This is a genomic window from Pseudomonas sp. MNR3A, from assembly GCF_009650575.1.
Classification (GTDB): Bacteria; Pseudomonadota; Gammaproteobacteria; order Pseudomonadales; family Pseudomonadaceae; genus Aquipseudomonas; species Aquipseudomonas machongensis.
This window is the reverse complement of the sequence record NZ_VZZS01000014.1, coordinates 17,233-31,002: the sequence shown is the minus strand read 5'-3', so window position 1 is coordinate 31,002 and position 13,770 is coordinate 17,233. Positions and strand designations below refer to the sequence as shown.

The window sequence follows — 13,770 nt, the reverse complement described above, 5'->3', positions numbered from 1 at the left end:
TGGAGACAGTTCCTGGTGAGTGAGCCGCTTATACTAGCGGTCTTTGCCCATCGCGTTGAGACTCACGATGCATCATCTGCTGTTATGCCTGTTGCTGGCGCTCACCTCGTTCACCGCCCTGGCCGTGGAGCCGCCTCGGCCCAAGGTCGGCCTGGTGCTGTCGGGGGGTGCTGCCCGCGGCCTTGCGCATATCGGCGTGCTCAAGGCCCTGGAAGAACAGGGCGTGCACATCGACGCCATCGCCGGGACCAGCATGGGTGCGGTGGTTGGCGGCCTGTATGCCTCCGGCTACAGCATCGAGGAGCTCGAACACCTGGCCCGTACCCTCGACTGGCAGCAGGCACTTTCCGACGCTCCGCCGCGCAAGGATGTGCCGTTTCGCCGCAAGCAGGACGACCGCGATTTCCTGGTCAAGCAGAAGCTGAGCTTTCGCGATGACGGCAGCCTTGGCTTGCCGCTGGGGGTGATACAGGGCCAGAACCTGTCATTGCTGCTGGAAAGCAAGCTGGCCCACACCGCTGACATCCGTGACTTCGACAAACTGCCGATCCCGTTCCGCGCCGTTGCCACCGACATCGCCAGCGGTGAGAAGGTGGTGTTCCGCCGTGGTCACCTGCCTCAGGTGGTGCGCGCCAGCATGTCGATTCCGGCAGTGTTCGCCCCGGTCGAGCTCGACGGGCGCCTGCTGGTGGACGGTGGCATGGTCGACAACATCCCGCTGGATGTGGTGCGCGAAATGGGCGTGGACATGGCCATCGTCGTCGATATCGGTACCCCGCTGCGCAGCCGCAAGCAACTGGCCACGGTCGTGGACGTGCTCAACCAGTCGATCACCCTGATGACCCGGCGCAACTCCGAAGAACAACTGGCCAGCCTGCACCGCGACGACATCCTGGTACAGCCAGCACTGGCAGCCTTTGGCGTGACCGACTTCGGCCGTGCCCAGGACATGATCGACGCCGGCTACCGCGCCACCCGCGCCCTCGACGCACGCCTGGCGGTGCTGCGCCAGGCTGGCGGCGACAGCCAGTTGGCCGTGGCACGCTCTGCGCAACAGCGCACGCCCATCATCACGGCGATCAAGGTGGAGAACGATTCAAAGGTCAGCGATGACGTGATCCGCTACTACATCCGCCAACCCCTGGGCGAGCCGCTGGAGCTGGAGCGCCTGCAAACCGATATGGGTACCCTCTACGGCCTGGACTACTTCGACCGGGTGCAGTACCGCGTGGTGCACAAGGGCGAGGAGAACACGCTGGTGATCAACGCCCGGGGTAAACGCGGCGGTACCGACTACCTGCGCCTGGGCCTGAACCTGTCCGATGACATGCGCGGCGACAGTGCCTTCAATCTGGGTGCCAGCTATCGAATGAACGGCATCAATCGCCTGGGCGCCGAATGGCTGACCCGGGCACAGATCGGCGATCAGCAGGAGCTCTACAGCGAGTTCTACCAGCCGCTGGACGTCGGCTCGCGCTACTTCGTCGCCCCGTACCTGTCGCTCGGCTCGCAGAACATCGAAGCGACTCTGGACAACGACCCGGTGGCCGAGTACCGCCTGGAACGCTACGGCTTTGGTCTGAACCTGGGTCGACAGATCGGCACCTACGGGGAAGTACGCCTGGGCGTAGGCAAGGCCTGGGGTGAGGCGGAAGTGCGCATCGGCGACCAGGACCTGCCAAAGGTCAGCTTCAATGAAGGCTTCTACGAACTGAAATACTCCTTCGACACCCTCGACAACGTGTACTTCCCCCACAGCGGCGAAGACATCGGCCTGACCTTGCGCAAGTACGACCGCTCGCTGGACTCGGACAGCGACTACCGACAGTGGCAGTTCAACATCGACAAGGCGTTGAGCTACGGGCCGAACACCTGGGTATTCGGCGGCCGCTATGGCCGCACCCTGGACGATACCGAGGTGGTGACCTCCAGCTTCGTGCTTGGCGGCGCTCGGCAGCTATCGGGCTTTCGCCAGGACTCGGTGTCGGGGCAGAACATCAGCCTGATGCGCGTGGTCTACTACCGTCGCCTGACACCGCGCGCCTACCTGCCGCTGGACTTCCCGCTGTACCTGGGCGGGTCGCTGGAGCGTGGCCGCGCCTGGAACAACGACAACGAGTTCGACAGTGGCTATATCAACGCCGCGAGCATCTTCCTTGGGCTGGACACGCCACTTGGGCCGCTGAACATCAGTTATGGCGCCAACACCGAGCACCAGAAGGCGGTGTACCTGAATCTGGGACACACCTTCTAGCGCGTACGAAGGCGCGACAAAAAAACGGATAGGGCGTGAGCCACTATCCGTTTTCTTGTACCGCTAAGCGTAGTGCTGTGGTCAGGACTTCTCGAGATTGCCAAGAATCTTCGCGTGCACACGCATGCACACCTCCAGATCCGCCTCATCAACGCCCGTGAAGAGTTCGGCGCGAAGGGCATTGGCAATGGTTTCGATCTGATCGATGAGCGGTTTTGCAGGCGGGCACAACAGGATCTTCTTCGCCCGCCGATCTTCCATGACCGCTTGGCGCCGTACCAGCCCCTGACTTTCCAGGCTGTCGAGCAGACGCGCCAGGGTCGGGCCTTCGACGCCGACACTCTGCGCCAGCTCGCGCTGGGTCGGCGATTCGTCGAAACGGGCCAAGTGCAGCAGCACCAGCCAGCGGGCCTGGGACAGGTTCAGCCCAGCCAGGCGGCGGTCCAGTTCGGCGCGCCAGCCCCGGGACATCTGGGCCAGCTGCATGCCGAAGCGGTGTTGGTTGTCGGTCAGGGGCATAAGCAACTCGATCGATAGAACTAATTATTAGTCAGCTAATCATGCCCCGGGGTATCAGGCAAGGCTCGACGAGTGGGAAAGGTCCGATAATCGACAAAAAGAATGACAAAGGTCAGGAATGGCCGGGATACCCGGCGTTGTCAGCGCCACCCTACGCTTGCGGCAACAGGCACTGCTGCCTCAAAGCTCGAACTCCGCCGCCAGCGCCGCCCGCACGCAATACAGCACCCCTTCCGGCACGCGTTGGCCAAACTGCGGAGCGATGGCCGAAACCGGCGGCAGTTCACCCTCCCCGTCGAGGAATGCGTCCTGCACCTCCATCATCAATTCTTCTGGCAAGTCTAGCGCCTGCTCCAGGCTCAGCTCCTGGCGCCCGATGGCCTCGGCCAACAGGCTGTAGACGTTCTTCTCGCTGCAGTTCAATTGCCCGGCGATCTGCGCCGGAGTCATCCCAGCGCGGGCCAGGCTGACCAGTTCGTGCCGCAGGTCGAGCACCACCTTCGGCGCCTCCTCGGTGCCGCCGGCGCCGTTGAGTACTTCCAGGAACGCCTGGCCATAGCGCTCCAGCTTGCGCGCGCCCACGCCGCTGACCTGGGCCATGTCGCTGAGACTGGTGGGCTGGCTGCGCAGCATCTCGAGCAACGTCGAATCGGGGAAGATGACATAGGGCGGCACGCTGTGCTCCTCCGCCAGCTTGCGGCGCAGTGTGCGCAGCGCTTCCCACAGCTCGCGCTCTTCGGCACGCACCAACTGACTGGCTGGACTGCCGCCGCCACTGCCCGAAGACTTGGCCACGGTCTGCGGCTTGAGATCGCGGCGCAATTGCAGGTTCACCTCGCCTCGCAGCAGTGGCCGGCAGGTGTCGGACAGACGCAGGCCGCCATAACCCTCGAGGTCGATGTCCACCAGGCCGCGGGCAACCAGCTGACGGAACAGCGACCGCCATTCGTGCTCGCCCAACGCCTTGCCGACCCCGAACACCGACAGTTTCTCGTGACCGAAATTGCGTACCTTCTCGGTATCCTTGCCCAGCAGGACATCGACCAGATGGCCGACCCCATAGCGCTGGCCAGTACGAAACACGGCCGACAGTGCCTGACGCGCGGGCTCGGTGGCATCCCAGGTCTGCACATTATCGACGCAGTTGTCGCAATGGCCGCAGGGCTGCTCGAGCACCTCATCGAAGTAGGCCAGCAGCGACTGGCGCCGGCAGCGCGTCTCTTCGCACAGCGCCAGCATCGCGTCGAGTTTATGTTGTTCGATACGCTTGTGACGTTCGTCGCCTTCGGAGTTCTGCAGCATCTGCTTGAGCATCACCATGTCCTGCAGGCCATAGGCCATCCAGGCATCGGAAGGCAGGCCATCACGCCCGGCCCGACCGGTTTCCTGGTAGTAGGCCTCAAGCGACTTGGGCAGGTCCAGGTGAGCGACGAAACGCACGTTGGGCTTGTCGATGCCCATGCCGAACGCGATGGTGGCGACCATGATCAGCCCTTCCTCGTTGAGGAAGCGGTGCTGGTTGGCCGAGCGGGTCTCTGCAGCCAGGCCGGCATGATAGGGCAGCGCCGGGAATCCCTGCTCGCAGAGGAAGGCGGCGGTTTCATCGACCTTCTTGCGCGACAGGCAGTAGACGATGCCGGCGTTGCCGCGCCGCTCGCCGAGAAACGCCATCAGTTGCTTGCGCGGCGACTCCTTGGGCACGATGCGATAGAAGATGTTGGGCCGGTCGAAGCTCGACAGGAAACGCTCCGCGCCCTGCAGATGCAGGCGCTGGACGATTTCCTCACGGGTGCGCATGTCGGCGGTGGCGGTCAGGGCAATACGCGGCACATGCGGGAACAGTTCGGCAAGCTGGCCCAGTTGCAGGTACTCGGGGCGGAAATCATGCCCCCATTGCGACACGCAATGCGCTTCGTCGATGGCGAACAGCGCGATATCCAGGTCGCGCAGGAACTCCAGCATGCGTGGCTGCACCAGGCGTTCAGGCGCCAGGTACAGCATCTTCACCTCACCGCGGCGCAGGCGCCCAGCCAGGTCGCGCTGCTGCTCGGGGCTGAGCGTCGAGTTCAGCGCGGCCGCGGCCACCCCCAGCTCGTCGAGGGTGGCGACCTGGTCGTCCATCAATGCGATCAGCGGCGAAACCACCACGGTCAGGCCCGGCCGCAGCAGGCCTGGCACCTGGAAACACAGCGACTTGCCACCACCGGTGGGCATCAGGACCAGTGCATCGCCCCCGTTGGCCACGCATTCGATGATCGCCGCCTGGCGACCTCGGAAGCTGTCGTAGCCGAAGATATCCTTGAGGACGCGCTGAGCCTGTTCGAGCATTTGCCACTCCAAATCGCCGTACCATCCTGGACACAGGCTGGACGATAAATCCGCCGCGCGCACACCGAATGCGTAAGCGGTTTTTGCCGGGCTGCGCAGAAACGCCAGCTGGCTTGAAAAACCGCGGAGTATACCCGACTGCCCTGCTCTGCGGCAGGCTACGGTGACAGACGTTCCCTTTGCCCCGCCGAGGCTGCAAGGTGCTAGAATTCACTATCGTTTATTCCCCAAGGTAGCCCTGTAATGTCCTTCGCCGAGCAACTGACCCGCCTGCAAGCCTTCCTCGACGCCGACGAGCTGCACGAGGAAGCACTGGACTACGTCGCCGCACACGGCTACCTGACCGCGTTGTCGATCTGTGCCGAGGACGTCCCCGAGCGCGAATGGATCGACGCGCTTTTCGCCGAAGAACCTCACTACGCCAGCGAAGCCCAGCGCACCGAGATCGAAGCGACGCTGGTGGCCCTCAAGGGCCACATCGCTCGCCAGCTGGCCAGCGACGAAGAGTTCGACCTGCCTTGCGAGCTGGACCTGACCGACGAGCCGGACGATTCCGACCTGCGCGGCTGGTGCATCGGCTTCATGGAAGGCGTGTTCCTGCGTGAAGAGGCCTGGTTCGAGAACGCCGAAGAGGAAGTCAGCGAAATGCTGCTGCCGATCATGGTTGGCTCAGGCCTGTTCGACGAGCAACCTGAGTTTGCCGACATCGCCAGCAACGCCAACCTGCAGGACGACATGGTCGTGCAGATTCCCGAGGCACTCAGCGCGCTGTTCCTGCTGCTGCACGCGCCGGACGAAAAACCAGCCCTGCTCAAGCCGCGCCACCACTGATTCGCAGTGGTGCGCTACCTGCTGCTGGCCGTCGGCTGGCTCAGTGTCGCGCTGGGGGTGCTGGGGATCTTCCTGCCGGTGTTGCCCACCACCCCTTTCCTGCTGCTGGCGGCGGCCTGTTTCGCCCGCAGCTCACCACGATTCCACGACTGGTTGGTGAACCACCCCAGGCTCGGACCGTGGATTCGCGACTACCTCAACGGAGACGGTATCCCGCTCAAGGGCAAGGTCTACGCCATCGGCCTGATGTGGGCGAGCATCGGGCTTTCGTGCTATCTGGTGCCGCTGTTCTGGGCCAGGGCCTTCATGCTCACCAGTGCCGTACTGGTCACGCTCTACATCCTCAAGCAGAAGACCCTGCGCCTGCCCTGAACACGCGCCTACAGAAGGCAAGTCGTCACACGGTATCCACCTTCAACGAATGATCGTTGAGCATGCCGTTGATGACGGTCGCGGTATCGTGCCCCGCCGCGATCATGCCTCCCGCTCCCGCCGTCACCCCGTAATGCTGGGCCAGGTCGACACCGGCAAGATCGATGGTCTGGGTCGCCGCAGCGCCCGCCACGCTGCTGACCTCGATGGTCGAGACCACATTGACCCCACTGCCACTGACCTTGAAGTGCAGGTAGTCATCCAGTGACGCCGCCGTGGCGTTCTCGCCCTGCAGCAATTGCGACAGGTCGAGCCGGTCGCTGCCCGGCGTGAAGTCGGTCACCCGGTCGTGCCCGGTGTCGCCTTTGTGCCAGACGAAGGTATCGTTGCCGCTGCCGCCGGTGAGTGTGTCGTTGCCTGGCCCGCCAATGAGGATGTCGTTACCGCCACCGGCGATGAGGATGTCGTCCCCCAGGCCACCGCTGAGCACATTGTCCCCATCGTTGCCGATCAGCGTGTCGTTGTAGTCCGAGCCGATCAGGTTCTCGATGCTGACCAAGGTGTCGAGCCCCGCACCGCCGGTGTTCTGCGCACCGACATGGCCGAGATCGACCGTCACCCCGGCAGTGGCCGACGCGTAGCTGGCGGTGTCATTGCCTGGCCCACCGTCCAGCAGGTCGTTGCCAGGGCCACCGATCAGCAGATCATCCCCCTCCCCGCCATACAGGGCGTCGTTCCCCGCCCCTCCCACCAGCACATCGTGACCGGCACCACCGTTCAAGGTGTCGTCGCCATTGCCCGCCAGCAGTACATCGTCGCCCGCCGTGCCCTGCAAGGTATGACCTGCCTGGTAGGTGATGTCCACCGCCCCGGAGGCGGTGCCACCATGGTTGTCGCTGAGCGTGTAGCTGCCCTGGTAGACCTCGTTCTCGGCATGGCTGTAGTCGATCACCAGGCTCAGCTTGTAGTTCTCCGCCGCCTTGCTGTTGCCCACGGCGTTCTCGCTGTTGATCACATGAATGCTGTACACGCCGTCGTGGCTGGCCGTGAAGCTGCCACCGTCGGCGATGGGCTGGTAGTCGCCATTGGCATCCTTCCATTCCAGCATCAGGTTGCCTGCCGGGCGGTCATGGTCGAGGCTGAGGCTTTCGCCCTTGCGCAGGGTTACGGTCAATGTGTCCTCATCGTTGGCATTGCCGGTGCTGATCGAACCCAGGTAGCCAGCAATCACCAGGGCCGCCGTCATGGAGCCCGAGACCGCAGTGAAGTCACTGCGCGCCAGGTCCTTGAGCTGGTTTTCGGGCTTGTTGGCGGTGCCGTCGAACTTGAGTGTCTGCACCTGGCTGCCCACCGTGAAGCCCGCGCCCTTGTCGGCAAAGCCCGTGTTGAAGGTGATGGGCGCAGCGCTCAGAGGATCGTGATCCGCATCGCTGTCATTGGCCAGCAGTGCCTCGGCCGGTACGGTGACGCTGGCACCGGCGATGTTGGTGATGATGTGGTCGGCCCCCGCCACCGGGGCGCTGTTGCTGTTGATCTTCACCACCAGGCTGGCACTGCTGGTGTCGCCGTCGTTGTCGCTGACAGTGAAGCCGAATTTCTCGACCTGGCTGCTGCCGGTGTCCTTCGGCGGCGTGTAGGTAAATTCGCCGGTGTCCATGTCCACCAGCAGCGTGCCACCGAGCGCTGTCTTGATCGACAGGGTATTGCCGGTGGTGTCGAAACTGGCCTTGTCCGGGCCACCGGCGACCGTATAGCCGCCCTGGCCGGCGTTGGCTTTCGGGTCGAAGGTGTAGGTGGTGCCATCGACCAGCAGCGCCTTGATAAAGCCGCCATCGGCACCGAAGTGGCCACCGCTCATAAGGCTGCCGGTAATCGGCGCACCTTGTACCGTGCCGGACAGCACCGCGCTGAGCTGGCTCAGATCGGTGACCACCACCGAGTCGGTGTCGACATGGCTGCTGCCATCGTAGGCCAGCGGGTCGAGGTTGGCCTGGTTCACCCCGGTGCCGAGGCCAATGGCGTAGGACTTGATCCCGTTGTTGTCGAGGAAGCTTTCCCAGGCTGTTTCGCGCACGGCGGTCATCGAATGGCCGCTTGTGGGCACGCCGTCGGAGAAGAAGTAGCTAATGTTCTGCGCCCCCGCGATCTTGCCGCTGGTGACAAAGGCTTCCTGCGCCTTGGTCGCGGCGGAGTCGTAGTAGGTCGAGCCGTCGGCGCTCAACCCGGCGACGATGCTCTTGGCCTCGGCGATCGTTACCCAGACCGGCGTCTTGACCCAGGCCCCGGTGGCGAAGGTGACGATCTGCACCTTGATATCGCCCATGTCGTCGTACTTGTCGAGCAAGGCGTTGATCGCCTGCTTGGCCAAGGCCAGACGGCTCAGCCCCTGCACACCAGAGTCAACGTTCATGCTGCCGGAGACATCGATCACCAGCAGGATATTGGAGTCCACCTGGCCGGGCGTGATGCTGCGCTCGGCGCACGCGGCCTTGGGCACATCATCGACGATGGAAATGGCGATGCTGCTGGTGACACTGTTGCCCAGTGAATCGGTGGCCTTGTAGGTGAAGTACTCGACGACTCGATTGGCGCCATCGTCCGCCCCACCCGGCGTTTTCGGTGCCGAAGTCAGGGTGTAGGTGTAGGAGCCGTCGGCGTTGATCTGGATTTGCCCGAACTGGCCGACAGCATTGCCCACCAGGCTATAGGTCAATGCACCAATACCCCCGCCGACCGATCCCACCAGGCTGCCGGAGGCGGTTTCCGCCGTTGAGTGCGGGTCACTGCCCGTGACCGTGCCCGCCGCCAGGTCGTTACCGTCCTTGACCAGGTCGAGCGCTTTCTCGTACACGGTGACGTCACGGTCCTCACAGGCCACCAGCTTGCTGTCCTGCACATTGATGGTGATGGTCGTGGTGCTCTCGTCACCATCGGCATCGCGAATGGTGTAGACGAACACGTCGCTAGCGCCGGCCTTGGACACACTGTCAGGGTTGGCGTGATAAGTCGCATTGCCCTGGGCATCGAGGGTCAGGTAGCCGTACTGGCCCATGACCTGGCTGCCAAGCTGGCCAATTGCCGAAGTCGAAGTATCGGAGCCTGCGCGCACGCCGACCACATACTGACCATCTGCCCGCACATCGGCACCGACAACATCGTTGTCCAGCACATTGCCGCTGACCACACCACCTTCAGTCACGCTGGCCACATCGCAATGGGCCTTGGGTACGTCGTCGACGATGGTGATGACGATGGTGCTGGTGGTCGAGTTACCTACGGAGTCCGTCACTTGATAAGTGAAGGACTCGGTCAGGCTGTTCGCACCGTCATTGACGTTGCCCGGCGTTTTCGGTGCCGAGGTCAATGTGTAGGTGTAGGAACCATCGGCGTTGAGCTGGATCTGGCCAGATTGCCCCGTGGCGTTGCCCACCAGGCTGAAAGTCAGTGCGCCCACACCCCCACCCACCGAGCCCACGAGGCTGCCGGATGCAGTTTCCGCTGTCGAGTGCGGGTCGCTGCCGGTGACATTGCCTGCCGCCAGGTCGTTGCCATCCTTGCTCAGGTCCAGTGCTTTTTCATACACCTTCACTTCGCTGTCTTCGCAGGCCACCAGCTTGCTGTCGTGCACGTTGATGGTGATGGTCGTCGTGCTCTCGTCGCCGTCGGCATCGCGGAGGGTGTAGACGAACACGTCGGTAGCGCCGGCCTGGGACACGCTGTTGGGGTTGGCGTGATAGGTCGCATTGCCCTGTGCATCGACGGTCAGGTAGCCGTACTGGCCCATGACCTGGCTGCCGACCTGGCCAATCGCCGAAGTCGAGGTGTCGGAGCCGGCACGCACGCCGACCACGTACTGGCCGTCCCCCCGCACATCGGCGCCGACAATGTCGTTGTCCAGTACGTTGCCGCTGACCACACCGCCTTCAGTCACGCTGGCCACATCGCAGTGCGCCTTGGGCACATCGTCGACGATGCTGATGACAATGGTGCCAGTAGTCGAATTACCCAGCGAATCCTTCACCTGGTAGGTGAAGGACTCCGTCAGCGTGTTCGCGCCGTCGTTGACGTTGCCCGGCGATTTCGGCGCCGAGGTCAACGTGTAGGTGTAGGAACCATCGGCATTGAGCTGAATCTGCCCGTACTGCCCGGTGGCGTTGCCCACCAGGGTGAAGGTCATCGCCCCGATACCGCCACTCACCGACCCGGCCAGCGAGCCCGACGCCGTCTCGCCTGAGGAATGCGGATCGCTGCCGGTGACGCTGCCCGGCGCCAGATCATTGCCATCCTTCACCAGGTCCAGCGCCTTCTCGTACACCGTCACGCCGCCATCAGGCGTCGCGACCAACGAGCAGTCGTGGATATCAATGGTGATGGTGGTGGTGCTCTCGTCACCGTCGGCATCGCGGATGGTGTAGACGAACACATCCGTGGCACCGGGCGGCGCGACGCTGTCGGGGTTGGCATGATAGGTCGCGTTGCCCTGGGCATCGAGGGTCAGGTAGCCATACTGACCGACCACCTGGACGCCGAGTTGGCCGATGGCCGACGTGGAAGTGTCCCCGCCTGCGCGAACCCCGACCACGTATTTGCCATCGGCCACCACATCGGCACCGAACACATCGTTGACCAGTACGTTGCCGCTGACCGTGCCGCCCTCGAAGACATTGGCGAAATCGCTGTGTGCCTTGGGTACGTCGTCGACGATGGTGATGACGATGGTGCTGGTGGTCGAGTTGCCCAGCGAATCCTTCACCTCGTAGGTGAAACTCTCGGTCAGACTGTTCGGCCCATCATTGACGTTATCCGACGATTTCGGTGCCGAGGTCAGCGTGTAGGTGTAGGAGCCGTCGGCATTGAGCTGGATCTGGCCATACTGGCCCACCGCGCTGCCCACCAGCGTATAGGTCAGGGCACCGACGCCACCGCTCACAGAACCCGCCAGGCTACCGGAGGCGGTTTCGCCGGTGGAGCTCGGCGCGCTGCCGGTGACGGTACCCGGCGCCAGGTCGTTGCCATCCTTCACCAGGTCCAGCGCCTTCTCGTACACCGTCACGCCATCGTTAGGCCCCGCGATCAGCGAGCAGTCCTTGACGTTGATGGTGATGGTGGTGGTGCTTTCGTCTCCGTCGGTGTCGCGAATGGTATAGACGAACACATCGGTGGCACCGGCCGGCGCCACGGCATTCGGGTTGGCATGGTAGGTGGCGTTGCCGGCGGCATCGATGGTCAGGGTGCCGTACAGACCACCGATCGCGGTGTTGAGATTGCCGATGGCCGAGGTCGAGGTATCGGACCCCGCCCGCGCGCCCACCACCACATTGCTGGTGCCAGCCTGGTCGGCGCCCAACTGATCGTTAAGCAGCACATTGCCGCTGACCGTGCCACCTTCCACCACGCTGGCCGAATCGGGCTGCGCCTGGGGCACGTCGTCGACGATATTCACATCCAGGGTGGCCGTGGCGCTGCTGCCATCGGTGTCCTGGGCGATCACGCTGAAATGCTCGCTCAGGCTGTTGGTGCCCTCGCCCACGGGATGGCCTTCGTTACCGAGCAAGGTGTAGCTGTAGCTGACCACGCCGGTGGTCGGGTTGTAGCCGGTGATGGTCAGGGTGTTGCCCAGCGCGGTCGTGATCGACTGCGGGAAGCCCGCTACCAGGCCTCCGCTGACCACGCTGATACCGCCGACCGTCAGGGTCTGCAGGCCGTCCGGTGCACTGACGGTAAAGCTGCCGCTCTGGGTCAGGGCAGTGCTATCCGGCGCACTGCCGTTGCTCAAGTGCTTCTCGTAGACCGTCAGTTCACCGCCCTTCACATCCAGGCCACCGAGCGTTACCGGATCGTCGAGGTTGGTGATGTTCAGGGTCAGGGTCGCACTGCTGGTGTCACCGTCCGCATCCTTCAGGGTGTAGGTGAAGGTCTCGACGCCATGTCCGCCACCGTTGAGGTTCTTGAAGTCCGCATCCTCGGGGTTGAGCGTGTAGGTGTAGGAGCCGTCCGCAGCGAGCACCAGGGTGCCGTAGGTTCCAACGTAGGTACCGGCTACCACGGGGCCGCCGACCACCCGATCGGCGCCCTGGACGTCGTTGTCCAGCACGTTGCCGGTAAGTTGGGTGTGCTGCTCGGTGGCAGTGACCGCATTGGTGTCGTTGACCGCCGTGGGCACATCGTCGCGAATGATCACGTCCAGCGAACCACTGGCCACATCGCCATCCGTGTCGCTGACCAGCACCGGGAAATGCTCGCCGAGTTCGTTGTTGCCCGCTCCGTCCGCATGCTGCTCGGCGCCGGTGAGGGTGTAGCTGTAGCTGACCACGCCCGTGGACGGGTTGTAACCGGTGATGGTGAGGATGTTGCCAAGGCCGGTGGTGATCGACTGGCCCACGCCGGTCACCACCCCGGCAGTCACCACGTTGATACCACCGACGCTGAGGTTGAACACACCATCCGGCGCGACCACGGTGAAGCTGCCGGACTGGGTCAGGGCCGCCGGGTTGCTGGCCGACCCCAACGGCAGGTTCGCTTCGTTGAGAGTCAGTTCGGCGGGGCTCAGGTCGAGCCCGCGCAGGGTCACAGGATTGTCCGGCGGTGTGACAGGCGGATTTACAGGAGGATTGATCGGAGGAATGGCCGGAGGCCCGAACGGCCCTGCGTTGTTGTCGACATCCAGGGTACCGATGTAGCGGTTGGCCAGTTCCGGAATACCGTTGAAGCCTGCGGTAGGGAAGCCGATGGTCGGATCGACCCGCCCGGCCACTTCGGTCAGCAACACGAAGCTGTGCCCGCCCCCCAAGGCCCCGGGCGCGCCATTGGCGGCAGGCCCGGCGGCGGGTGCCTCGCCCTCCTGCGTCGGGTCGGCACCTGCGGCAATGGCTTGTTGCAGGCGCTCGACATCGCTGAGCTGCGCCTGGCTGGGCAGCGTATCAGGGGCATGTACGTGGGGAGCTCGATTGGCCAACAGGTCAGGAGTCATCTCCAGGCTGCTGCCTCGTCCCAACGTCAGCTCGGCGCCGTTGTGCAAACGTACGGCCACAGCACCCGCGGCTCCGGTTTCCAGCTGCTCGCCCGCGAACAGCCGATCGCCCTCCACCAGCAGGCGCTTGGCACCGTCGCTGCCCACCGCGAATACCTGACCTATGACCTTGCTGACCACGCCAATTGATTTAGCCATGAACGCACGCCTCCCCTGCCGATTGGCTTTCTGCAGTGGCGGACAGGCCAGGTAATGCGGGAAGCGATCCTTTGCGGGTCTCGCGTCTGTCACAAGGGTGAGAAATCGCCTTCACCAAGACAGCTCAACACGTGCGGTAGTGGTAATTGGCCATTATTCTAATGCCAATTTTTTGTCGCCAAATTCCGCCGTTGTTGTCCTCTCCAGGGTCCTTAGCTGCAAAAAATCTGGAACTTTCTCAGAAGCCCGGAAATCAGGTACTGCAGCCGATTTACCCGAGCGCTTGAATAGAACAATG

6 protein-coding genes are annotated in these 13,770 nt (G+C 63.5%); 3 read left to right on the top strand and 3 right to left on the bottom strand.

Annotated features, from left to right (window positions below; all coding sequences use genetic code 11):
• Positions 1-67 precede the first annotated feature (67 nt).
• The gene (locus F6X62_RS10815; RefSeq protein ID WP_063543784.1) at positions 68-2,254 is read left to right on the top strand and encodes a patatin-like phospholipase family protein; all 2,187 of its coding nucleotides are present in this window, start codon (positions 68-70) and stop codon (positions 2,252-2,254) included.
• Positions 2,255-2,335: 81 nt separating this feature from the next.
• On the opposite strand, the gene F6X62_RS10810 is transcribed toward F6X62_RS10815, so the two are convergent.
• Together F6X62_RS10810 and recQ are read right to left on the bottom strand one after the other, a co-directional pair.
• Positions 2,336-2,773, bottom strand: a complete 438-nt coding sequence (locus F6X62_RS10810) for a MarR family transcriptional regulator (protein WP_054893265.1) — start codon at positions 2,771-2,773, stop codon at positions 2,336-2,338.
• Between the two features lie 180 nt (positions 2,774-2,953).
• Positions 2,954-5,101: a DNA helicase RecQ gene (gene recQ / locus F6X62_RS10805; protein WP_151924192.1), complete on the bottom strand. Its 2,148-nt coding sequence runs from the start codon at positions 5,099-5,101 to the stop codon at positions 2,954-2,956.
• Between the two features lie 243 nt (positions 5,102-5,344).
• Between recQ and F6X62_RS10800 the strand changes: the two genes are divergently transcribed.
• Together F6X62_RS10800 and F6X62_RS10795 are read left to right on the top strand one after the other, a co-directional pair.
• Positions 5,345-5,932, top strand: coding sequence for a YecA family protein (locus F6X62_RS10800; protein ID WP_054893267.1), 588 nt, complete (start codon positions 5,345-5,347; stop codon positions 5,930-5,932).
• Positions 5,933-5,941: 9 nt separating this feature from the next.
• A complete protein-coding gene (locus F6X62_RS10795; protein WP_054893322.1) occupies positions 5,942-6,304 on the top strand; it encodes a YbaN family protein in 363 nt (120 codons plus the stop codon).
• Between the two features lie 25 nt (positions 6,305-6,329).
• Here F6X62_RS10795 and F6X62_RS10790 read toward each other — a convergent pair whose 3' ends face one another.
• On the bottom strand, positions 6,330-13,472 hold the full coding sequence (locus tag F6X62_RS10790; protein ID WP_153773485.1) for a retention module-containing protein: 7,143 nt from the start codon (positions 13,470-13,472) through the stop codon (positions 6,330-6,332).
• Between the last annotated feature and the right edge of the window lie 298 nt (positions 13,473-13,770).

Excerpts from the sequence above, each read along its gene's own strand:
- F6X62_RS10815 (WP_063543784.1), top strand. The coding sequence starts at position 68 with ATGCATCATCTGCTGTTATGCCTGTTGCTGGCGCTCACCTCGTTCACC.
- F6X62_RS10810 (WP_054893265.1), bottom strand. The coding sequence starts at position 2,773 with ATGCCCCTGACCGACAACCAACACCGCTTCGGCATGCAGCTGGCCCAG.
- recQ (WP_151924192.1), bottom strand. The coding sequence starts at position 5,101 with ATGCTCGAACAGGCTCAGCGCGTCCTCAAGGATATCTTCGGCTACGAC.
- F6X62_RS10800 (WP_054893267.1), top strand. The coding sequence starts at position 5,345 with ATGTCCTTCGCCGAGCAACTGACCCGCCTGCAAGCCTTCCTCGACGCC.
- F6X62_RS10790 (WP_153773485.1), bottom strand. The coding sequence starts at position 13,472 with ATGGCTAAATCAATTGGCGTGGTCAGCAAGGTCATAGGTCAGGTATTC.